The organism is Rhodoferax lacus, assembly GCF_003415675.1.
Lineage (GTDB): Bacteria > Pseudomonadota > Gammaproteobacteria > Burkholderiales > Burkholderiaceae_C > Allorhodoferax > Allorhodoferax lacus.
Map to the genome: position 1 here is coordinate 240,834 of NZ_QFZK01000004.1, position 21,020 is coordinate 261,853.

Annotated in this window: 18 protein-coding genes; 9 read left to right on the top strand and 9 right to left on the bottom strand. The window is 65.0% G+C overall.

The window, feature by feature from the left end:
• The first annotated feature begins 41 nt into the window (after nt 1-41).
• Nucleotides 42-2,525: a chemotaxis protein CheW gene (locus DIC66_RS09165; protein WP_117176323.1), complete on the top strand. Its 2,484-nt coding sequence runs from the start codon at nt 42-44 to the stop codon at nt 2,523-2,525.
• On the opposite strand, the gene DIC66_RS09170 is transcribed toward DIC66_RS09165, so the two are convergent.
• From DIC66_RS09170 to DIC66_RS09195, 6 genes are all read right to left on the bottom strand, one after another.
• Nucleotides 2,522-3,376, bottom strand: a complete 855-nt coding sequence (locus tag DIC66_RS09170; RefSeq protein ID WP_158558882.1) for an HDOD domain-containing protein — start codon at nt 3,374-3,376, stop codon at nt 2,522-2,524. The genes DIC66_RS09165 and DIC66_RS09170 overlap by 4 nt on opposite strands.
• A 6-nt stretch (nt 3,377-3,382) precedes the next feature.
• Nucleotides 3,383-5,014: a putative bifunctional diguanylate cyclase/phosphodiesterase gene (locus tag DIC66_RS09175; RefSeq protein ID WP_158558883.1), complete on the bottom strand. Its 1,632-nt coding sequence runs from the start codon at nt 5,012-5,014 to the stop codon at nt 3,383-3,385.
• Between the two features lie 107 nt (nt 5,015-5,121).
• Nucleotides 5,122-6,720 (bottom strand): L-aspartate oxidase, encoded by a 1,599-nt coding sequence (nadB, locus tag DIC66_RS09180; RefSeq protein ID WP_117176329.1) that lies wholly within the window; start codon nt 6,718-6,720, stop codon nt 5,122-5,124.
• Nucleotides 6,721-6,771: 51 nt separating this feature from the next.
• Entirely contained in the window at nt 6,772-7,917 is a 1,146-nt protein-coding gene (gene nadA, locus DIC66_RS09185) for a quinolinate synthase NadA (RefSeq protein ID WP_117176331.1), read from the bottom strand.
• A gap of 17 nt (nt 7,918-7,934) precedes the next feature.
• Nucleotides 7,935-8,825, bottom strand: coding sequence for a carboxylating nicotinate-nucleotide diphosphorylase (nadC, locus tag DIC66_RS09190; protein ID WP_117176333.1), 891 nt, complete (start codon nt 8,823-8,825; stop codon nt 7,935-7,937).
• Nucleotides 8,826-8,887: 62 nt separating this feature from the next.
• On the bottom strand, nt 8,888-11,002 hold the full coding sequence (locus DIC66_RS09195; protein ID WP_158558884.1) for a putative bifunctional diguanylate cyclase/phosphodiesterase: 2,115 nt from the start codon (nt 11,000-11,002) through the stop codon (nt 8,888-8,890).
• A 143-nt stretch (nt 11,003-11,145) separates the two neighbouring features.
• Here DIC66_RS09195 and DIC66_RS09200 point away from each other — a divergent pair, with 143 nt between their 5' ends.
• Genes DIC66_RS09200 through DIC66_RS09210 form a run of 3 tightly spaced genes read left to right on the top strand, consistent with a single transcriptional unit; the run spans nt 11,146 to nt 12,836 of the window.
• Entirely contained in the window at nt 11,146-11,541 is a 396-nt protein-coding gene (locus DIC66_RS09200) for a COG4315 family predicted lipoprotein (RefSeq protein ID WP_117176337.1), read from the top strand.
• 25 nt (nt 11,542-11,566) lie between these two features.
• Nucleotides 11,567-12,103, top strand: a complete 537-nt coding sequence (locus tag DIC66_RS09205; RefSeq protein ID WP_117176339.1) for a sigma-70 family RNA polymerase sigma factor — start codon at nt 11,567-11,569, stop codon at nt 12,101-12,103.
• 16 nt (nt 12,104-12,119) lie between these two features.
• On the top strand, nt 12,120-12,836 hold the full coding sequence (locus tag DIC66_RS09210) for an anti-sigma factor family protein (protein WP_117176341.1): 717 nt from the start codon (nt 12,120-12,122) through the stop codon (nt 12,834-12,836).
• Here DIC66_RS09210 and DIC66_RS09215 read toward each other — a convergent pair.
• Nucleotides 12,823-13,116, bottom strand: coding sequence for a 2Fe-2S iron-sulfur cluster-binding protein (locus DIC66_RS09215; RefSeq protein ID WP_117176343.1), 294 nt, complete (start codon nt 13,114-13,116; stop codon nt 12,823-12,825). The genes DIC66_RS09210 and DIC66_RS09215 overlap by 14 nt on opposite strands.
• 87 nt (nt 13,117-13,203) lie before the next feature.
• Between DIC66_RS09215 and DIC66_RS09220 the strand changes: the two genes are divergently transcribed.
• Entirely contained in the window at nt 13,204-14,775 is a 1,572-nt protein-coding gene (locus tag DIC66_RS09220; protein ID WP_117176345.1) for a GGDEF domain-containing protein, read from the top strand.
• Between the two features lie 10 nt (nt 14,776-14,785).
• On the opposite strand, the gene DIC66_RS09225 is transcribed toward DIC66_RS09220, so the two are convergent.
• Nucleotides 14,786-15,109, bottom strand: a complete 324-nt coding sequence (locus tag DIC66_RS09225) for a hypothetical protein (protein WP_233505851.1) — start codon at nt 15,107-15,109, stop codon at nt 14,786-14,788.
• Between the two features lie 27 nt (nt 15,110-15,136).
• Nucleotides 15,137-15,469 (bottom strand): ribosome hibernation-promoting factor, HPF/YfiA family, encoded by a 333-nt coding sequence (hpf, locus tag DIC66_RS09230; RefSeq protein ID WP_117176347.1) that lies wholly within the window; start codon nt 15,467-15,469, stop codon nt 15,137-15,139.
• Between the two features lie 246 nt (nt 15,470-15,715).
• On the opposite strand from hpf, the gene DIC66_RS09235 reads away from it, so the two are divergent.
• The 4 genes from DIC66_RS09235 to DIC66_RS09250 are packed head-to-tail and all read left to right on the top strand — an operon-like array spanning nt 15,716 to nt 20,878.
• On the top strand, nt 15,716-16,903 hold the full coding sequence (locus DIC66_RS09235) for a type 1 periplasmic-binding domain-containing protein (protein WP_233505852.1): 1,188 nt from the start codon (nt 15,716-15,718) through the stop codon (nt 16,901-16,903).
• A gap of 29 nt (nt 16,904-16,932) precedes the next feature.
• The gene (locus tag DIC66_RS09240) at nt 16,933-17,754 is read left to right on the top strand and encodes an ABC transporter permease (RefSeq protein ID WP_199534707.1); all 822 of its coding nucleotides are present in this window, start codon (nt 16,933-16,935) and stop codon (nt 17,752-17,754) included.
• Nucleotides 17,755-17,765: 11 nt separating this feature from the next.
• Nucleotides 17,766-19,898: a 4Fe-4S binding protein gene (locus tag DIC66_RS09245; RefSeq protein ID WP_117176351.1), complete on the top strand. Its 2,133-nt coding sequence runs from the start codon at nt 17,766-17,768 to the stop codon at nt 19,896-19,898.
• Nucleotides 19,895-20,878: an FAD:protein FMN transferase gene (locus DIC66_RS09250; protein ID WP_117176353.1), complete on the top strand. Its 984-nt coding sequence runs from the start codon at nt 19,895-19,897 to the stop codon at nt 20,876-20,878. Before DIC66_RS09245 ends, DIC66_RS09250 begins: the two co-directional genes overlap by 4 nt.
• The last annotated feature ends 142 nt before the right edge of the window (nt 20,879-21,020 follow it).

Genomic DNA, 21,020 nt, shown 5'->3' on the forward strand with positions numbered 1-21,020 from the left:
CTTTTTGCTTGTATGCCTGCATAAAAAGGCGATCCCACCCGATGAACACCGCTACCGAAATCGTTGCCCCCCGCATGCAGGCCTTGCAGAAGCTGGAGAAGACCCTCAAGAAGCTGGACCTGAGCTGGAAGGTCATTGAAACCACGGCCCGTGTGGTGAGCCCGCCGCAGGTGGCCGGCTACATCGAAACGCTGGAGCACACGCGCCTGGCCTTCAGCCAGCTGGCACGCGAGATGGTGGAGCAGATTGCCCTCACCCACCTGCAGAACGGCGAGCGCGACCTGGCCTCCAAGGCACAGGTGGCCATTGATATCCTGGTGCGCAACCTGTTCGAGCGCACGGCCGACGTGGGCTTTATCGCCACCGACGGCCCGCTGGTGAGCTATGCGCTGTCGCCCGAAGCCGATGCAGCGCACAGCCTGCATGCCCGCCTGAACGAATACCGCGCCAAGTACACCGTGTACGACGACATCCTGGTGCTCGACACCTCGGCCCGGGTGCTGCTGGCCTTGAAGCCGCGTGCAACGGCACCAGCCGTGGCGCCGGGCTGGTGGGAGCCGGCCCTGTCGCAGCACGGCTATGGCGAGCACTACGGCCCCAGCGCGCTGTTTCCCAACCAGGGCCCTGTGCTGCTCTACACCCACCGCATCCTGTCGCCCGAGGGCCGGGCTTGCGGGGTGGTGGTGCTGAAGTTTGACCTGCAGTCGGAGCTGGCCTCCATCTTCAAGACCCTGCAGGCCCGTGACACCGTGCTGCTCCTGCTGGACGGCGATGCGCGCGTGGTGGCCAGCAATGCCCCGGCACTCTTCGCCGTGAAAGACGCGCTGCAGCTGCCCCAGGCCCTGCGCCATAACAAGGCCCCTGGGGCAACCTTCAACCACCAGGGCGTGGCCTACCTGCTGGCGCACTGCGAGACGCGCGGCTACCAGGGCTATGCCGGCCCGGGCTGGACGGCCATGGCACTGGTGGGGCTGGAGCAGGCCTTTGAATCGGTGCAGCAACAGGAGCCGGGCGCGCACAACGCGGGCTTTGCCGACATCGAGCTCGACAACCCGGAGCTGCACCAGATCATTGCGCGCGCCAGAACCATTGAAGAAGACCTGAGCCGCGTCATCTGGAACGGCAAGCTCAACGAGTCCAATGCCGTGGCAGGCTCGGCCCTGAGCCCGGTGTTTGCCGAAATCGGGCGCACCAGCCAGCAGACCATTGCCGTGTTTGACCAGGCCATCCACGAGCTCAAGGTCTTGCTGATGGACGGGCGGCGTGCCGAACTGGCCGCCCATGCCAGCCTGGCCGTGGACATCATGGACCGCAACCTGTACGAGCGCGCCAACGACTGCCGCTGGTGGGCTCTGTCGGAAGAGCTGGCCGTGCTGCTGCAGGAGTTGCAGACCGCACCATCCGAAGCCGCGCAGCAGCGTGCGGCCGACATTTTGGCCCACCTCAACAGCCTCTACACGGTGTACCGCCGCGTGGCCCTGTTCGACCGGCAGGGCCGCATCCTGGCGGTGTCGCGCGATGCGCAGTCCATGCAGGGTGATGCCTCGATTCCTTCGGCCCTGCTGCAACGCACCCTGGCGCTGCAGGGCAGCCAGGCCTATGCCGTGTCCGAGATGGTGCCCCATGCGCTTGCCGATGGTGCATGCACCTATCTGTACTGCGCACCGATTCGCCAGCCCGGCACCCAGCAGTGCCTGGGCGGCATGGCGCTGGCCTTCAACTGCACCGACGAGTTGCAGGCCATGCTGAAAGACTCGCTGCCTGCGGACAGCGCGGCCTCGGGCTTCTTTGTGGACCCGTCAGGCCGTGTGCTGTCAAGCACACACGGGGACGTGGCGGTGGGCGAAAGCCCGGCCTTTGTGACCGAGCTGCTGGCGCAAGCACCGCAGTCCGCAGCGGGCCGTTTGTGCCACTGGAATGGCCGCAACTACCTGGCGGGCATGGCGCCCAGCCAGGGCTACCGCGAATTCAAAGTCAGCGACGGCTACCGCGAGGCCGTTCAGTCGGTGCTGCTCACCGCCGTGGACCTGAGCGTTGTGGCCAAGCCCGCCATCACCCTGCCGCTGCGCTCTGAAGACGCCAGCGGTCTGGCCAGCCATTTCGGTGTGGTGCAATGCGGCCGCCTGATGTTCGGCCTGGGAAGCGAACATGTGATTGAGGCGGTGGCAGCCCTGCGCCTGTCGGCACCCGCGGTGGCATCGGAGTCAGTGGGCATGCTGACCTACACCCAGGGGGGCAAGAGCAGCTTGCTGGCTGTGTACGACGCGTGTGTGCTGACCGGCCAGGCGCCCATCGCCGACCCCAGCCAGGCCGTGGCCATCATCGTGCGCTGCCAGGAAAAGCACATTGCCCTGCTGGTGAACCGCCTGATTGACGTCATCGCCAGTGACCCGATTGCCGAACCGCCCGGCGGCCTCAACCCCAAAGCGCCGTGGATCAGCGGCTACATCCATGACAGTCGGGCCGACACCGAGCCCGTATTCACCATAGACCCGAACGGGCTGGAGCTGGACGGGGTGGTCTAGCTCTTGCGCGCAATCAGCGCCAGCCAGACACGCCACACCGATTCAACTTCCTGCAACTGCGCCAGCAACACATCGCGCTCCAGGTCCAGCCAGGTAAGGGCGGCCTGGCAGTCCGGGTGGTCCAGCGCGGCATCACTGCCGTCCTGGGCCAGCACACCGGCCAGCTGCCAGGCGCTGTGCGCCAGCTGGGCCCGCTGGTCTGAAGGGGTGCCACCGGCAACGGCATTGCCGGGTGCTTCGTACAGGCCAAAGGGCTGGGCGTACTCGGTGGGAATGCCCCAGTGCTCCAGCATGGCCACCGAGAGCTTCAAATGGTCGGTGCCCATGCCGGCCTGCTCACGCGCCAACAGCTCGCCGCGTTCCATGTCCTGTGCCACCAGAGCGGAGTAGGCAGCGGGAAAAGCCGTGGCCAGTGCCAGGCAGCCGATCTGCGCCAGCAGGCCCACGGTAAACAGGTCACCGGCCACCCCCAGCTTGCGCAGCGAGCCGAAGGCGCGCGTGGCCGCGGCCATCAGCAGCGAGCGGTTCCAGAAACCGGCGTAGTCAAAGTTGGCGCAGGCGCCCGCACTGTGCTGGTCTATCAGTGAAAACGCCAGCGCCACCTGGCTGACCCGCAGCAGGCCCATGCGGCCCACCGCTTCCTCCACCGAGGCCACATTGCGCCCGCCCAGCGCAGCCGCATTGGCCAGGGCCAGCAGCCGCCCGCTCAGGGCCGGGTCGGTGCGCACCAGGCTGGAGATTTCATCCAGGTTGGCATCGTCGCGGCGGCAGGCCTGTGTCAGTGCCAGCGCCACACCCTTGGGGGTGGGCAGGCGGTCTATGACATCAGAGGGCAAACCGGTGTGCAGCATAGGCATTCATTCCAAAGGATTGGGTTTACCAAACAGATAGCCCTGAAATTCACGGCATCCCATGTCGGCCAGCACCTTGCGCTGGCCTTCGAGTTCTACGCCCTCGGCAATCACCGACAGCCCCAGGCTTTTGGCCAGTTGCAAAATCGTCTTGACGATGGCGGCATCCACCGGGTCGGTCAGCAACTCGCGCACAAAGGACTGGTCTATTTTCAATTGGCTCAAGGGCAGTTTTTTCAGATAGCTCAGCGACGAGTAACCGGTTCCAAAGTCATCCAGCGAGAAACGGATGCCCAGGCGCGTGAGCTCCTGCAGTTTCTCGCGTGTCTTGTCTATATCGGTCAGCAGCATGCTTTCTGTAATCTCGAGCTTGAGCCGGTTGGCCGGCGCGCCGCTGCTCTGGAGCATGCGCTTGATGTTGTCCACCAGGTCGGCCTGCGCCAGTTGGCGTGCGCTCAGGTTGACGGCAATGGTCTGCTCTGCCAGCACCGGGCATTTCTGGAACGCCACCAGCTGCTGGCAGGCCATGGCAATCACCCACTCGCCCATGGGCACAATCAGGCCGCTTTGTTCGGCCACGGCAATGAACAGGTCCGGGCCCACCATACCCAGCTCGGGGTGGCTCCAGCGCAGCAGCGCCTCATAGCCCAGCACTTTGCGCTCCATGTCCACAATCGGCTGGTAGTACAGGCGCAGCTGGTCGGCACTCAGGGCCAGCGCAAGGGCACGCTCAATCTGGCCGTGCTGGTTGATCTGGGCCTCGATCACCGGGTCAAAGTAGCGGGTGACCTGGCGCCCGTGCTGCTTGGCCTGGCGCAGGGCCATCTCGGCACGCTTGAATATTTCCTCGCCCGAGGCGTCTGCGCCATGGAACAGGCAGACGCCCAGGCAGCAGGTGAAGCGGGCTTCACGCGCTCCCGCGGTGAAAGGCAGGGCCAGCGCCGCGGTCATCTTCTTCACGATGGTTTGCACGCTCAGGGCCGCGTGATCGCTGCCCTGGCCCAGGGCGGTGGCCAGCACCACGAACACATCGCCACCCAGCCGGGCCACGGTGTCGTATTCGCGCATGCAGGACTGCAATCGCGTGCCTACTTCCTTGAGCAGCTCGTCTGCCAGGGCATGGCCCAGGGCATGGTTCTGGCCCTTGAAGTTGTCGATGTCCACAAACACCAGGGCGCCGCTTTCCTGGCTGCGGGTGCTGGCCAGGCGCGCCGAGTGCAGGCGCTCCAGCAGCAGCCTGCGGTTGGCAAGGCCCGTGAGCTGGTCGTTGAGGGCCAGGTCGGCAATGGTGGCCTCGGTGGCCTTGTGCACGGAGATGTCGCGGCCCACACCGCGGTAGCCTCGAAAGCCACCGGCCGCGTCCAGCACGGGCACGCCCGACAGGCTGATCCACAGGGGCAGCCCCTCGGTGCCGGGCAGTTCCAGTTCCAGGTTGAAGAAGGGTTCGTGCGCGTACAGCAGGCGCACATGCTTTTGCCAGTCGGCCTTGCCCATGTTGAGGGCCCGGATGTCGGACCAGTGCCTGCCACTGAAGGCCGCGCAGACATGCGCCGCCACACCGCTCTCGACCGTGACAGGCAAGAAGCGCAGTGACGCGTCCTGCTCCCAGGGCCACTGCGCGGTTGGATCCAGCCGCATCATGTTGTTCGTTGCACGTTGGAGATGTTTATATTGGAGACAGCAAACATGGCAGTTTGCGTATCAGTGAAGCCATTGGACAATGGTTTGAGTCGGGGCTTGTTGTTTCATCTTGTAACAATTGGTAAGCCGCCGGTGGCGGACTGCAGCACGGTGGGCAGCGCAGTCGGCAAGAGCTCTGGATAGTCCAGGCTGTAGTGCAGGCCGCGGCTCTCAACGCGGGCTTGTGCCGAGCGCACGATCAGGTCGGCCACCTGCAGCAGATTGCGCAGCTCCAGCAGGTCGCGCGAGACATGGAAGTGGGCGTAGTACTCGTGGACTTCCGACTGCAGCAGGGCGATGCGGTGGGCCGCGCGCTCCAGCCGTTTGTTGGTGCGCACAATGCCCACGTAGTCCCACATGAAGCGGCGCAGCTCGTCCCAGTTGTGCGAGATCACCACCGCCTCGTTGGCATCAATCACCTGGCTGTCGTCCCAGTGGGGCAGAGCGCCCGGCGGGCCCAGGGGGGTGTCGGCAATGGCCTGCGCTGCCGACTTGGCAAACACCATGCATTCCACCAGCGAGTTGCTGGCCAGGCGGTTGGCACCGTGCAGGCCGGTGCAGGCGGTCTCGCCAATCGCATACAGGCCCGCCAGGTCGGTCTTCCCGGCCAGGTCGGTGAGGACGCCGCCGCAGGTGTAGTGGGCCGCGGGCACCACCGGGATGCCCTGCGTGGTGATGTCTATGCCCAGCTCGGCGCAGCGCTTCAGGATGTTGGGAAAGTGTTCATTCAGGAAAGCCGGGCTCTTGTGGGTGATGTCCAGATAGACGCAGTCCAGGCCGTGCTTCTTCATTTCAAAATCGATGGCGCGGGCCACCACATCGCGCGGCGCCAGCTCGGCCCGTTCGTCATGCGCGGGCATGAAGCGTGTGCCATCGGGCAGGCGCAGGATGCCGCCTTCGCCGCGCACAGCTTCGCTGATCAAAAACGACTTGGCATGCGGGTGGTACAGGCAGGTCGGGTGGAACTGGATGAACTCCATGTTCTGCACCCGGCAACCGGCGCGCCAGGCGCTGGCAATGCCGTCGCCGGTGGCGGTGTCGGGGTTGGTGGTGTACAGGTACACCTTGCCAGCACCTCCCGTGGCCAGCATGGTGTGGGCAGCGGCAAAGGTGTCCACCGTGTCGGTGGCGCCGTTCAGGGCGTACAGGCCCACGCACTGTGCACCGGGCAGGCCCAGCTTCTGGTGGGTGATCAGGTCCACCAGCGTGTGCTGGTTGAACACCGTGATGTTCGGTGCGGCCAGCACCTTTTTCATCAGCGTCTGCTGCACGGCCCAACCGGTGGCATCGGTCACGTGCACGATGCGCCGCTCGCTGTGGCCGCCTTCGCGGGTGAGGTGCAGCAGGCCGTCTTCTTCGGTAAAGGGCACGCCCAATTCGATGAGCCAGCGGATGGCCACGGGCGCGTTCTCCACCACAAACTGCGTGGCCGCGCGGTCGCACAGACCGGCACCGGCCACCAGCGTGTCGCTCACATGCGAGTCAAAGCTGTCGTTGTCGGCCATGACAGCGGCAATGCCACCCTGGGCCCAGGCGCTGGCGCCTTCGCTCAAGGCGCCCTTGGTCAGCAGGCCTATGCGCAGATGGCTGGGCAGGCGCAGCGCGGCGCTCAGGCCGGCCAGACCGCTGCCGACGATCAGAACGTCAAAGGAATGCTGTTGCATGGAAACCTTGGGGTAAAGCGGGGCCGTGTGCGGCGGTGCGGCGCGCAGGCATCAGGCCGCGCCGATGTTCGGCACCAGGCCGCTGGCCGGGGGCGCATGGCCGGCCTTGGCGGCAGCCAAGCTGGCGGTGAAGCCCAGCATCCGGTCTATGGGCAGGCGCGCACGTTCAATCAGCGCAGCGTCCACTTCAATCCGGTTGGCGCCCGACTCCAGCACGGCGGCCAAACCTTGCAGGCTGTTCATGGCCATCCAGGGGCAGTGCGCGCAGCTCTTGCAGGTGGCGCTGTTACCGGCTGTGGGCGCTTCGATAAAAGTCTTTGTAGGGTTCTGCGTGCGCAGCTTGTGCATCAGGCCGTTGTCGGTGGCCACGATGAAGGTGCTGGCGTCCATCTCGCGTGCTGCCTTCAGGATGCCCGAGGTGGAGCCAATCGCGTCAGCCAGCGCCAGGATGGCAGCCGGGCTTTCCGGGTGCGCCAGGATTTTGGCGCCGGGGTGATCGGCCTTCAGGCCTTCGAGCTCGAAGGCCTTGAACTCGTCGTGCACGATGCAGCTGCCGTTCCACATCACCATGTCAGCGCCAGTGGCGCGCTCGATGTAGGCGCCCAGGTGGCGGTCCGGCGCCCAGAGGATTTTTTCGCCCCGGCTCTTGAGGTGGTTGACCACATCGAGCGCGCAGCCCGAGGTCACCATCCAGTCAGCGCGCGCTTTGACGGCCGCGCTGGTGTTGGCATAGACCACCACGGTGCGGTCCGGGTGCAGGTCGCAAAAGGCGCTGAAGGCGTCTGTGGGGCAACCCAGGTCCAGCGAGCAGGTGGCTTCCAGCTCGGGCACGATGATGGTCTTGTGGGGCGACAGAATCTTGGCCGTCTCGCCCATGAAGCGCACGCCGGCCACCACCAGTGTTTGGGCGGCATGGTCACGCCCGAAGCGCGCCATCTCCAGCGAGTCGCTCACCAGGCCACCGGTGCGCTCGGCCAGGTCCTGCAGGTCGGGGTGCACATAGTAGTGGGCCACCAGCACGGCGTTCTTCTGCTGGAGCAACTCCGCAATGCGGTCCATCAGGGCGGCGCGCTCGGCAGGGGACGGCTCTTCTGGCACACGGGCCCAGGCATGCTGCACGCTATTGGCCGCGCCCACACGCGAGAAGTCGGGCAGCTCGTAGTCCACCCGGATGGTTTGCTTGGCAAGGCTGGTCATGGTGTTTTTTACAGGGCTCACAGCGCTTCAAAGCGCATGGAAAAATCGGTGGCGCTGACGTCCTTGGTCAGCACGCCGATCGAGATGCGGTCCACCCCGGTTTCAGCGAGGGTGCGCAGGCCCTCGAGCGTCACGCCGCCGGAGATTTCCAGAATCGCCGGGCCTGTGCTGCGGCTGGCTCCCAGCTCCTGGTTGATGGCCACGGCGGCGCGCAGGGTGGGCAGGTCCATGTTGTCCAGGAGCACCATGGCAGCACCGTGGGTCAGGGCTTCCTGCAACTGCTCCAGGGTCTCGACCTCGATCTCCACAAAGTCGGCCGTGGCGGACAGCGCATCGGCCTGGGCCAGCACGGCGGCAATGCCACCGGCGGCGGCAATGTGGTTTTCCTTGATCAGGATGGCGTCATACAGGCCGATGCGGTGGTTCACGCCGCCACCGGTGCGCACGGCATATTTCTGCGCCAGGCGCAGGCCCGGCAGGGTCTTGCGGGTGTCCACAATCTGCGCGCGCGTGCCTGCCACAGCGGCCACATAGGTGGCGGTCTTGGTGGCCACGCCACTGAGCAGTTGCAAAAAATTCAGGGCCGTGCGCTCGGCCGAGAGCAGGGCGCGGGCACTGCCCTGTATGTCCAGCACGGTCTGGTTGGCAGCACAGCGCTGGCCCTCGGCCACATGCCAGGTGAGCTGCACCTGCGGGTCCAGCGCGGTGAGGGCCGCAGTCACCCACGGCGCGCCGCACAGCACCGCGCTTTCGCGCGCGAGAATGCGGGCCCGTGCCGTGCGGTTCGGGTCTATCAGTCCGGCAGTCAGGTCGCCCGCACCCAGGTCTTCGGCCAGGGCTGCAGCCACATCCTTTCTGGCCAGTTCCGCAAGCTCCGCAGAGTCCAACGTCTTCGGAATTTTCTTCATAGCCGCGCAGCATAACGCGTGCTGTCAGCCTTTTTGGGAAGATGCCCGTAAATTGCTGCCCATCAGATGGCAGTGCGGGGCACCAGCGCAATGGCCTGCCAGTCGGCATCCTGTTCCCAGTGCTGTTTCCAGGCCGCCAGACCGGCCACCGGCATGGGGCGTGCGATGCCATAGCCCTGGGCCATTTCGCAACCCAGGTCCATCAGGGCCCGGGCATGCTCCAGGGTCTCCACGCCTTCGGCAACGACATTGCGTTTGAGCTGGCGCATGATCCACAGAATGCCATCCAGGATGTGCACATTGTCCTGGTCCAGCAGCATCTCGCGCACAAAGCTCTGGTCAATTTTTACCGTGGGTATGGGCAGGCGCTTGAGGTAGGTCAGCGACGAGTAGCCGGTGCCAAAGTCATCCAGCGCAAAGTCCACATCCAGGGCTTTGCACTGGGCAATCACACGGGCGGCCTGGGCAATGTCTTCGAGCGCGCTGGTCTCCAGGATTTCGAGCTCCAGGCTGTGCGGCTGCAGCTGGGGGAACTCGGCCATCAGGTGTTGCAGGCGCTCCAGAAAGTCCGCCTGCTGCAGCTGCATGGCACTGATGTTCACGCTGATGGACAGGCCTATGCCCTGGCTTTGCCAGTCGGTGAGCTGCAGCAGGGCTTGGCGTATCACCCACTCGCCAATGTCCACCGACAGCCGGTGGTTTTCCGTTACCGGCAGGAAGTGACCGGGCGCCAGCAGGCCTTGCTGGGGGTGGGCCCAGCGTATCAGGGCCTCCACGCCCAGCACGGTGCGTGTGCGCATGTTCACCTTGGGCTGGTAATGCAGCACGAACTCCTGGTGCTGCAGAGCGCTGCGTATGCGCTCCAGGCTGGCGTGCTGGCCACGCAGGGTGCGGTCGCTTTCGGCATCAAAGACGTGGAAGCGGTTCTTGCCGGATAGCTTGGCCTGGTACATGGCCTGGTCGGCCTGGCGCAGCAGCTGGTCGGCGTCCACCTCTTCGGCCTGCGGGTAGAAGGTCACGCCCAGGCTGGCCGATACCTGCAGGTTCAGGCTGCCCACTGGCAGCACCTGCGAGGACACATTCAGCAGGCGCGCCAGCAGCGGCGTGCAGGCTTGCGCTTCGGCCAGGTCCAGAAACACCGCCACGAATTCGTCGCCGCCCAGGCGTGCCAGGGTGTCGCCCTCGCGCAGGCAATCCTTCATATGTGCGGCCAGTGAGCGCAGCAGCAGGTCGCCGGTGGCGTGGCCATAGGTGTCGTTGACCGTCTTGAAGCCGTCCAGGTCCAGGAACACCACGGCCAGCATGTTGGCGCGCCGGCGGGCCTGCGTCATGCCCTGGTGCAGCCGGTCGCCCAGCAGCGAGCGGTTGGCAAGGCCGGTGAGCTGGTCGGTGTAGGCCAGGCTTTCAATCAGCTGCGCTGCCTGCTTGCGCTCGCTGATGTCGCGAAACAGCACCTGGTACAGGCTTTGGCCGTTGAGCAGGGTGACAAACGTGACCGAGGCTTCCACATGCAGCAGCGTGCCGTCGCCGGTGCGGTAGACCGACTCGAAGTCGCTGCGGCCGCTGGCCTCCACCATCTGGCGCCTGGCCTCGATGGCGTCGGCGTCGGCTTGCGCCTCGATGTCGTGGATGCGCAGCCTGAGCAGTTCCGCGCCGCTCCAGCGCAGCTGCCGCGCGGCCTCCGGGTTGTGGCCGATGATGCGCAGGCTGCTGTCTATCAGCAAAATGCCTTCGGGCATCTGCTCAAACAGGGCCATGTAGCGCTGGTGCGACACGGCCGTCTCCAGCTCGGCCTGTTTGCGTGCGCTGATGTCCTGGATGACCGAGATGCCGTAGTCGGCCAGGCCCTTTGATGTGAACACCACCGATACCTGGATGGCCACCCAGATGATGCTGCCGTCCTTGCGGATGTAGCGCTTCTCGACCTCGTAGGAGTTGATCTGGTTGGACAGCAGGCTGTGCAGCAGTTCGACATCGCGCGCGGCGTCATCCGGGTGGGTGACGCCCTGGAAGGAGATGGCCAGCATCTCCTCGCGGCTGTAGCCCGTGATCTCGCCCAGCTTGCGGTTGACCCGCAGCCAGCGCCCCTGCAGGGACATATGGGCCATGCCCACGGCCGCGTTTTCAAACGCACTCTGAAAAATCAGGTCTTGCCGGGGAACTTCAATAGACAGCATGTATGTTCTGTGAACCGCAACCTTGTGCATTTTGCCCAAGTGCCAGTCGCAAAAAAATATTTTCTTGGGTCTGGAATAAAGTCAGGGCCTGCAGCGTTTACTCCCATGCACACGCTTTCTGTGCGTACCAACCGGAGAACCCCATGCATTTTGTATTTCCCAGCCTGCACCGCCTCGCCACTGTTGCCGCCCTCAGCGCGGCCCTGTTGGGCGGCTGCGCCTCCATGGCCAGCGCACCTGCCATGGTGTCCAATGGCGTGCTCACCGGCCCCAATGGCATGACGCTCTACACCTTTGACAAGGACACCGCAGGCAGCGGCAAGTCGGTCTGCAACGGCCCCTGCGCCACCAACTGGCCACCCCTGATGGCCACTGATGCCGACAAGGCCAGTGGTGACTACAGCATCGTCACCCGCGATGACGGCAAGAAGCAGTGGGCCATGAAGGGCAAGCCGCTGTACTACTGGGTCAAGGACAGCAAGCCCGGTGACATGACGGGTGACGGCTTCAACAAGGTCTGGCAAGTTGCCAAGCCCTGATTGCCGCTGAGCCAGCCTGCACCCGATGAGCCGCCAGTCCATCGTCGACCACATTCCGGGACTGCGCCGTTACGCGCGGGCCCTGACGGGCGACACCTGGGGCGCGGATGACCTGGTGCAGGACACGCTGGAGCGGGCCTGCTCGCGCTGGCGCCTGTGGCTGGCCGGTACCGACCTGCGGGCCTGGCTGTTTACGCTGATGCACAACCTGTTTATCAGCCAAGTGCGCCAGGGCCTGCGCCGCGCCGAGCTGGGCCGGGCGGTGGACATCGACGATGTGGCCCATGAGCTGCAGGCGCCTGCTGCAACACCCGGCCTGGGCCTGGACCTGCAGCGCTGCCTGCTGCGCCTCCCCGTGGACCAGCGGGCCGTGCTGTTGCTGGTGTGTGTGGAAGACATGGCTTATACCGAGGTGGCCCGGGTCACCGGTGTGCCGCTGGGCACGGTGATGTCGCGCCTGTCGCGTGCCCGCGAGCGCATGCGCGAGCTGCTGGATGAACCCGCAGACGCGGCCGCCTCCCACGCTGTCAACGCGGCCCCTGCGCTGCGGCGCCTGAAATGAGATTGCGAGCCAAGCCATGACATCCCCACCCAACCCCGCTGAGCAGGCCGACGCCCGGCTGGACGCCGCCCTGCGCGAACTGCACCGCGAGGTCTTGCAGGAGCCACTGCCAGCCACCTTGCAGCAAGCGGCCGAACGGGTGGAGGCCGTGCGTGAGCAGGCCTTGCAGGGCCGCCAGTGGATGGGCATGGCCGCAGCGGTGGTGCTGGCCTTTGGGGTGGGCTGGTTGGCCCATGGGCAGTTGTCTGCACCTGCCGATGGTTTGGCCCAGGCCAGGCGCGGTGTGGAGCATGAGTTTGTGCGCCAGGCCCGCTTTGCCTACAGCGTCTACCAGCCGGAGAAGCGCCACCCCGTGGAAGTGGCGGCAACCGAGCAGGAGCACCTGGTGGTGTGGCTGTCCAAGCGCCTGGGACGGCCGCTGAAGATTCCCGTGCTGGAGGCCCAGGGCTTTGGCCTGGTGGGCGGGCGCCTGCTGCCCGGCGACTCCGGCGCACGCGCGCAGTTCATGTTCCAGAACACGGCAGGTCAGCGCATCACCTTATACCTGGGGGCGTTGGACAAAGCTGCTGCAGCCGACAGCCAGGCCACGCAGTTCCGCTTTGAGCCCGATGCCGCCGTGCCCAGCTTCTACTGGGCCGAGCAGGGCTTTGGCTACGCGCTGTCCGGCCCTGTGGACAAGCCCACCCTGATGGCCCTGGCCAACAGCGTCTACGCCCAGATCAACCGGGACTGATCACAATGTTGGAGCAGGGGTAGGCCACGCAGGGCAGGGCGTAGCCCTCGTCCATTTCCTCGGTGGACAGGCCCGGCCACTCGATTTCGTAGCGCACGCTGCCCTGTTCGAGTTTGCCTATGCAGGTGCGGCAACTGCCATTGCGGCAGGAGCTGGGCCAGTTGGCACCGCCCATCTCCAATGACAGCAAAAGCGTCTGGTTGCCCTGGGCATCCACCTGGGGACCGTTGGGTGTGACCGTGGCCGTATGCCAGGCCTCTGTGCTGATGTCGTGTTCCATGGCTGCCAAGCATAGCGCGCACGAAATGATGCTTTATTCGTACAGCTCGGGTATGCTGCGCCGCATAAACGCCATTTTGGGGGGAGCATGCGGACCGTCTCACCGTACCAGCCATCGATTGCCCAGTGGGTGCGCACCTCCACGGCGCTGCAAATCGCCACTGTGGCACTGGGCTGCCTGCTATCGGCGGAGTTTGCCTCCCGCTTCGCCCTGAGCAGCACCGGTGCCACGGTGCTGTGGTTGCCCAATGCCGTGGCGCTGAGCGCCTTGCTGCTCACCCGCAGCTCCCTGTGGTGGAAGTTTGGCCTGACCCAAATCGTCTGCGAGTTGCTGATAGGTGCCGGTGCCTTGCCACTGCCGCAGGCCCTGGGGTTTGCGTTCGGCAATTTGCTGGAGGTGCTGCTCTCGGCCTATTTGATACGGCGCTGGTGTGGACGCAATTTTGCCTTCTCCAACCTGCGCGAGGTGCTGCTTTTTGCCGCGGTTGCAATGGTCCTGGCGCCGGGAGTGGCCAGCCTGTTGGGCACCTGGCTGCATTACAGCGCAGCCGCGGAGCACGTCTCGTTTCTGGAGCATTGGCAGACCTGGTGGCTGGGGGATGGCATGGGCATGGTGGTACTCACGCCGCTGCTGTTCGGCTGGCTGCGCGAGCCCACCGAAGCACCACTGGCGCCAACCCGCTCTTGGCTTGAGTGCAGCCTGTTCGTGGTCTTGCTGTCTGGCCTGCTCTATCTGCTGCTTTTCTTTGTGCCCAAGCCCGACAATGCTTGGGGTTTCAGCTCCATGCTCCTGCTGCCTTTTTTCCTGTGGGCAGCGCTGCGTTTTGGCACCCTTGGCGTATCTTTGGTGGGCTGCCTGGTCAGCCTGCTGGCTATCGTGCAGACCTACCATGGCCGTGGTGTTTTTTCGCTGTTGGACGCGCACATCCAGGCCCAGCTGCTGCAGCAATGCCTGGCTACGTTGCTGCTGACCGGCCTGGCCGTGGCAGCCATCGTGAATGACCTGGGCATGAAATACCGCAGCCTGGAGCAGGCCGAGCAAAAGCTGGAGGTGGCCCATGCCGCGCTCACCGTGCTGAACCAGGAGCTTGAAGTGCGTGTGGCCCAAAGAACGGCCGAGCTGGAACGCCTGGCCACTACCGATGCCCTGACCGATGCGCACAACCGGCGCTTCCTGATGGCACGCGCCGGGATTGAAATCGCCCAGGCCCAGCGCCAGTTGCACGCGGTGTCCCTGGTGATGTTTGATATTGACCACTTCAAGCACGTCAACGACAGCCATGGCCACAACGTGGGCGACCGCGTGCTGGTGGCGCTCAGCAATGCAGTGCGCAAGGAGTTGCGCCTGGGCGATACCTTTGCGCGCGTGGGAGGTGAGGAGTTTGTGATGCTGTTGCCGCGCTCGGATGCGGACCAGGCCCTGCTGGTGGCTGAGCGTTTGCGCAGCATGGTGGAGGCACTGGAAATCCAGGCAGACGAGGATCTGGTGCTGCACATCACCGCCAGCTTTGGGGTGGCCACCCTGTCGCCTGCCATCAGCACCGTGGACGCCCTCTATGTGGCGGCCGACACGGCGCTCTACCAGGCCAAGGACTCCGGACGCAATTGCGTGGTTGCGTACAAGGCACCAAGCGAGCCAGCCCTCACCAAGCTGGCCTGAGGGCTACTGTCTATTCGTCGTGCAGCCTGGGGGTGGACAGGCCCTCTGCCGGCTCGCCGGTGTCGGGGTCTATCCAGTCGGCAATGCCGATCTCGTCTTCGGCTTCCTCCAGTGATTCACCGGGTTCGGCATCGTCGTCGGCATCGGCACCGGCGACTTCGGCCAGGGCCTCTTCCATGGTGACATAGGGGCCGAGTTCCTCGGTGCCGTCTGCCGCCAGCCAGTAGTAGCCGTCCGGGCGGTGCACCAGCTCGCCCAACTCAACCTCGGTGACGGATTCGTCCTCAGGGGCCTGCATGGCCTCCTGAAAGCTCTGTGTCTTGGTGGTGGTCATGCGGGTGCCTTCCGGGTGAGAGCAGGTTCAAAGAACAGGAGCGCGCTTGGCGGCTTCCTTGGAGTGGTCCTGCATTTTTTCCTTGTGGCGCATGACCTGGCGGTCCAGCTTGGCAGCCATGTCATCAATTGCAGCGTAGAGGTCGGCATTGGAAGACTCCGCAAACAAATCGGCTCCCTTGATATGCAGCGTGCACTCGGCATGCTTGCCATCTTTTTCCTTGTGCTTTTCTACCGAGAGTGTCACCTTGGTGTCAACGACATCATCAAAGTGGCTGGTGATCTTGTCAAGCTTGGCCGTCACGTAGGACTTGAGGGCTTCGGTCACTTCAATGTGGTGTCCGCTGATGGTCATTTTCATGTTTTTCTCCGGTTGTTGAGGGACTGCAAAAACTGCTTTATGCACCGTTGTGGTCAGCATAGCAGGTGCAGCAGACCGCTTTTGCTTCAGGGCCCCACCAGTGTGCGCTGTCACCCAAAAAGTTTGATCTTGAACAAAAAAATGATTTACTCCGTAGCCGGTGTGGCACCAATCTTGCGCAGGCAGGACAAGGTGTCACATTTTGAACATCGGCAACCACAACAGAACGAGACGGAGACACACCCTTTGACGCAAACCCGTTTGATGCAGGGCCTGCTGCTGTGCCTGGCCTGCGCCCAGCACCTGGCCGTGGCCGCCACCCTGACCGTGGGTGTGCTGGGCCTGGACGACGACGCGCGCTACCAGCCGCGCCGCCTGGAACACGCCTATCCCGGCCAGCCCACCGGCCGGGCGCTGGACGCCGCCGCTGTGGCGGTGGAAGAGTCGGCACTGGAAGTGGAGGCCGCAGGCCACAAGCTGGTGGTCAAGAGCTTCATGGCCGCCAGCGCCGCCGAACTGCCCCGTGCACTGGCCCAGCTCAAGGCGGCCAAGGTGCAGCATGTGCTGCTGGACCTGCCAGACGAGGCGATGAAGGCCGTGCTGGCCAGCGCCCCGGCGTCCTTGGGGCCGTCCATCCTCTTCAACATCGGCTCGGGCGCGGACGCGCTGCGCGGCAGCGGCTGCGTGGCCAACCTCTTGCACACCTACCCCAGCGAGGCCATGCGCAGCGACGCCCTGGCCCAGTTCCTGGCGGCGCGCTCCTGGAACCAGGCGCTGGTGCTGTACGGCCCACGCGCGCAGGACCAACTGCAGCTCGATGCCTTCCTGCGCAGTGCCAAGCGCTACGGCGTGAAGGTGGGCAAGAGCACAGCCTTCAAACTCTCGGCCGACCCGCGCGAGCGTGCGCTAAGCAATGTGCGCTTGCTCACCAATGACAAGAGTTATGACGTGGTGGTGGTGATCGACAGCGACGGCGAGTTCGCCCGCGGCATTCCTTTCAATACGCAGTGGCCGCGCCCGGTGCTGGGTGCCAACGGCCTGGTGCCCCTGGCCTGGCATCCGCAGTGGGACCTGAACGGCGGGCCGCAGCTCTCGCGCCGCTTCATGCGCGCTGCGAAGAGGCCCATGACCGGGCAGGACTGGGCCGCCTGGGCGGCGGTCAAGGCGGTGGTGGGTGTGCTCACTACGGCACCCAAGGCCACCGTTGCCGAGCAGTTGCAGATGCTGCGCCGTGGCGATGTGGCAGTGGACGGCTTCAAGGGCCCGCGCCTGACCTTCCGCGGCTGGGATGGGCAGCTGCGCCAGCCACTGTTTTTGGCCCACGGCGATGGCGTGGCCGCAGCGGCGCCATTTGAAGGGGTGCTGCACCCCACCGAAGTGTTGGACACCCTGGGTGTTGATGAAAAGGAAAGCATATGCCGCAACCGTCCGTGAACGCCACGCTGATACCCACGCCTTCGCCCATGCCGTCCTCGCCCGTGCCTTCCCTGGCCGTGCACCTGGCCCGCGCCCTGCGCGCTGTGGTGGGCCGCGAGCTGCTCAAGTTTTTGCGCCAGCCCTCGCGCCTGGCCTCCAGCCTGGTGCGCCCGCTGCTGTGGTTTGTGGTGTTCTCGGCGGGCTTTCACAATGTGTTTGGCGTGGCCATCATCCCGCCCTACGAGACCTATGTGGAATACAAGGTCTACATGGTGCCCGGGCTCCTGGGCATGATTGCGCTTTTCAACGGCATGCAGAGCTCGCTCTCCATGGTCTATGACCGCGAGATGGGTGTCATGCGCCTCTTGCTCACGGCGCCGCTGCCGCGCGGCTGGCTGCTGGTGTTCAAGCTGCTGGCTTCTACCGCGCTGTCCCTGCTGCAGATGCTGGTGTTCCTGTTGATTGCCCTGGCCTTTGGCGTGGAGGCCGATCTGGCCAACTGGCTGCTGGCGATTCCGGTGATGGCGCTGGGCGCCACCATGCTGGCGGCCCTGGGCCTGATGCTGTCGGTCTACATCAAGCAGCTGGAGAACTTTGCCGGCACCATGAACTTTGTCATCTTCCCCATGTTCTTCATCAGCACCGCGCTCTACCCGCTGTGGAAGGTGGAAGAGTCGGGCGCCCTGTGGCTGGTGCAAATAGCACAGCTCAACCCCTTTACCTACGTGGTGGAGCTGATCCGCTTTGCCATGCAGGGCCAGTTCAACGCCACGGCTTTTGCCGTGGTGCTGGTGGGCGGCGCGGTGTTCTTTGGCCTGGCGCTGCGCGGCTACGACCCGCAGCGTGGCTGGACCAGGCAGCGCGGCTGAGGGGGCTTGCCATGAGGACATTCTTGCAGGGCCTGCGGGCCTGTCTGTGGCTGATGCTGCTCTGCGTTGGCGCGGCCCAAGCCGGCGTCATGACCCGCGCCGCCATGGAGGCGGCCTTTCCCGCCCCGCTGGTGGTGGGCGAAAAAGAGCGCGATCTGCCGGTCTGGCCCATCTACGCACAAGACCTTACCAGCACCTCCATCGTGGCCTATGCCTTCGAGTCGATGGACTTCGCGCCCATCCCCGGCTTCTCCGGAACACCTTTCAACCTGTTGGTGGCGCTGGACAAGAACGGCGTGTTCATGGATGTCAAGGTGCTCTCGCAGCACGAGCCGGTATTCCTGGACGGCCTGGGGCCCGAGCCGCTGTTCAAGTTCGTGGAGCAGTACAAAAGCCTCTCGCTCAAGCAAAGCATCAAGATCGGCCTGGGCCAGAGTGGCGCTGCCAAGACCAACAGCGCGAATGTCTACATCGACGGCGTGGCCAAGGCCACGGCTTCGGTGCGCATCCTCAACCAGAGCCTGCTGGCGGCGTCGCTCAAAGTGGCACGCGCCAAGATGGGCTATGGCGAGGGGAGCGATCCGGACCTGATTGCCCGCGTACGCCCCGATGTGTACCAGGCCATGGACTGGGCTGCGCTGCGCAAAGCCGGGCTGGTGACGCGCAAGGTGTTCAGCAATGCCGAGGTGGAAGCGGCCTTCAAGGGTACGGCCGTGGAGGGGCTGGACGACGAAGCCAAAAGCGCGCCTGACGCGCCCTTTGTGGAGTTGACCTTCGCCCACCTCAACGTGCCCAGCGTGGGCCGCAACCTGCTGCCCGCTGCCACCTGGGACTACATTACCAAGCGCCTGGACCCGGGTGACCACGCGCTCCTGGTGATGAGCCGCGGCCGCTACAGCCTTGTGGCCGAGGACTTCCAGCGTGGCAGCGTGCCCGACCGCCTGACCCTCAACCAGCACAAGCTGCCGCTGGAGATGCGCGACCTGGACCTGGACACCACGCTGAACCTGCCCCCCGATTTGAAGGACGCGAAGGATGTGCAGTGGCGCGTGTTCCGGGTCATCGCGCCTGCCGGGCTGGATCCGGCCCTGCCGCTGGATTTTGAGCTGATGGTCACCCGAGCCAAGGGCCAGTTCATGCCCGAGCTGGTGAACAAGCGTTTTGCCTTCAGCGCGCAACTGCCCGATGACTACTTTGAAGCCGCCAGCTCCGACAGCAAGACCTGGGGCTTAAGCTGGACCTCACGCTGGTGGGAGCTGCTTGTTCTGGTAGCCGGCCTGGCGGTGCTGGCCTGGGCCCTGGACAAGCCGAAGTGGCTGACCGCCAGCCCCCAGCGCTTGGCCCGCTTTCGCACCGGCTACCTGCTGTTCACCCTGTTCTTTATTGGCTGGTATGCGCAGGGGCAGCTTTCGGTGGTGAACTTCACGGCCGTCATCCAGGCGCTGTTTGCCCAGCGCAGCCTGGGCTTCTTTTTGTATGACCCGATGACGGTGCTGTTGTGGCTGTTTGTGGCGGTGACCTTCTTTGTGTGGGGCCGTGGCACCTTTTGCGGCTGGCTCTGCCCGTTTGGCGCGCTGCAGGAGCTCATCAGCAAGGTCACCCAGCGGCTGGGGCTCAAGGCCTTGCGCGTGTCCACCGGGCTGGACCGCCAGCTCAAGCGGGTGAAGTACGTGGTGCTGGCGGTGATCCTGATCTCGGCCTGCATCTCGGTCACTTGGACCGACCGGCTGGTGGAGGTGGAGCCCTTCAAGACCAGCATCACGCTCAACTTCGTGCGCGCTTGGCCCTTTGTGCTGTGGGCGGTGGTCACGGTGCTGCTGAGCAGCTTCTTCTATAAAGGCTATTGCCGCTACCTGTGCCCGCTGGGCGCGGGCATGGGCCTCTTGGGGCGCCTGCGCCGCATCGATTGGATTGCCAGGCGCACCGAATGCGGCTCGCCCTGCCAGCGCTGCCGCAGCGACTGCGCCTACCAAGCTATTGAGAAGAGCGGAGCCATTGACTACGAAGAATGCTTCCAGTGCATGGACTGCGTGGTGATCTACGAGAGCGAGGCCTTGTGCGTACCGCTCTACAACAAGGCCCGCAAGACCGGTGCGCCAACGGTGATTCCTATTGTTCCTGTTCCTGTAGGAGTGCAGCCATGAAGCGCCGCGCGTTTATGCAACTGGGCCTGGGCAGTGCACTGGGCGCTGTGCAAGCCAGCGCGGGGGCCAGCCCGCTGGTGTGGCGCAGCCGCACCCTGGGCGCCATGGGCACCTCCATGCGCTTGCAGCTGGCGCACACCGATGCGGCGCAGGCCGAGCAGGCGCTGGCTGCGGCCATAGCCGACATCCGCAGCATCGAGGACCAGATGAGCCTGTTCCGTGAGGACAGTGCCCTGTGCCAGCTCAACCGCACGGGCGTGTTGACGCAGGCGCCCGCCGACTTGCTGCAGGTGCTGCACACCGCCGCCCAAGTGTCCGAGCGCAGCCAGGGCGCGTTTGACATCACGGTGCAGCCGCTGTGGCAGGTGTTTGACGCCGCACGCCAGCAGGGCCGCCTGCCCAGCGCCGCTGAAGTGTCTGCCGCGCGCAGCAAGGTCGATTGGCGCGGCGTGCAGGTGCGCGGCGACACGGTGCGCCTGCAGCAGCGCGGCATGGCCCTCACGCTCAACGGCATTGCCCAAGGCTATGCGGCCGACAAGGTGCGCGCGCGCCTGCAGGCCCTGGGCGTGCAACACGCGCTGGTGGACGCGGGCGAATACGCAGCCCTGGGCCAGGCGGCCCACGCGGGCGACTGGACGCTGGGCGTGGCCAGCCCGCGCGGTGCCCATGCGCTCCTGGCCGGCATCGCCCTGCAGGGCCGCTGCGTGGCCACCTCGGCCGATGACCAGTGCTGCTTCAGCGCTGACTACAGGAACCACCACATCTTTGATCCGCGCACCGGCTATTCACCCCAGGCGCTGTCCTCGGTCAGCGTCATGGCCGACAGCGCGGTGCAGGCCGATGCCATTACCAAGGTGCTCTTCATGGCCGGCTACGAGCAGGCCCTGCCCTTGGCCAAAGCCTGGGGTGTAGAGGTGCTGGTGGTGGACAAGCAGGGCCGCTGGCAGGCCAGCGCGGGTCTGCCCTTGCGCGCGATCTGAGTTCAGAAGTCCGGGCCGCCCAGCGCGTTGCTGCAATTTGGGACAGTGTCACAGCCTGTGACGGGTGACGTTCCTTGCAGGGCACGGGCGGCACACTTTTGCGGCCTGTTTGCAACAGCGCACACGTAGAAACCCTAGGAAA

Excerpts from the sequence above, each read along its gene's own strand:
- DIC66_RS09165 (WP_117176323.1), top strand. The coding sequence starts at position 42 with ATGAACACCGCTACCGAAATCGTTGCCCCCCGCATGCAGGCCTTGCAG.
- DIC66_RS09170 (WP_158558882.1), bottom strand. The coding sequence starts at position 3,376 with ATGCTGCACACCGGTTTGCCCTCTGATGTCATAGACCGCCTGCCCACC.
- DIC66_RS09175 (WP_158558883.1), bottom strand. The coding sequence starts at position 5,014 with ATGCGGCTGGATCCAACCGCGCAGTGGCCCTGGGAGCAGGACGCGTCA.
- nadB (WP_117176329.1), bottom strand. The coding sequence starts at position 6,720 with ATGCAACAGCATTCCTTTGACGTTCTGATCGTCGGCAGCGGTCTGGCC.
- nadA (WP_117176331.1), bottom strand. The coding sequence starts at position 7,917 with ATGACCAGCCTTGCCAAGCAAACCATCCGGGTGGACTACGAGCTGCCC.
- nadC (WP_117176333.1), bottom strand. The coding sequence starts at position 8,825 with ATGAAGAAAATTCCGAAGACGTTGGACTCTGCGGAGCTTGCGGAACTG.
- DIC66_RS09195 (WP_158558884.1), bottom strand. The coding sequence starts at position 11,002 with ATGCTGTCTATTGAAGTTCCCCGGCAAGACCTGATTTTTCAGAGTGCG.
- DIC66_RS09200 (WP_117176337.1), top strand. The coding sequence starts at position 11,146 with ATGCATTTTGTATTTCCCAGCCTGCACCGCCTCGCCACTGTTGCCGCC.
- DIC66_RS09205 (WP_117176339.1), top strand. The coding sequence starts at position 11,567 with ATGAGCCGCCAGTCCATCGTCGACCACATTCCGGGACTGCGCCGTTAC.
- DIC66_RS09210 (WP_117176341.1), top strand. The coding sequence starts at position 12,120 with ATGACATCCCCACCCAACCCCGCTGAGCAGGCCGACGCCCGGCTGGAC.
- DIC66_RS09215 (WP_117176343.1), bottom strand. The coding sequence starts at position 13,116 with ATGGAACACGACATCAGCACAGAGGCCTGGCATACGGCCACGGTCACA.
- DIC66_RS09220 (WP_117176345.1), top strand. The coding sequence starts at position 13,204 with ATGCGGACCGTCTCACCGTACCAGCCATCGATTGCCCAGTGGGTGCGC.
- DIC66_RS09225 (WP_233505851.1), bottom strand. The coding sequence starts at position 15,109 with ATGACCACCACCAAGACACAGAGCTTTCAGGAGGCCATGCAGGCCCCT.
- hpf (WP_117176347.1), bottom strand. The coding sequence starts at position 15,469 with ATGAAAATGACCATCAGCGGACACCACATTGAAGTGACCGAAGCCCTC.
- DIC66_RS09240 (WP_199534707.1), top strand. The coding sequence starts at position 16,933 with ATGCCGTCCTCGCCCGTGCCTTCCCTGGCCGTGCACCTGGCCCGCGCC.
- DIC66_RS09245 (WP_117176351.1), top strand. The coding sequence starts at position 17,766 with ATGAGGACATTCTTGCAGGGCCTGCGGGCCTGTCTGTGGCTGATGCTG.
- DIC66_RS09250 (WP_117176353.1), top strand. The coding sequence starts at position 19,895 with ATGAAGCGCCGCGCGTTTATGCAACTGGGCCTGGGCAGTGCACTGGGC.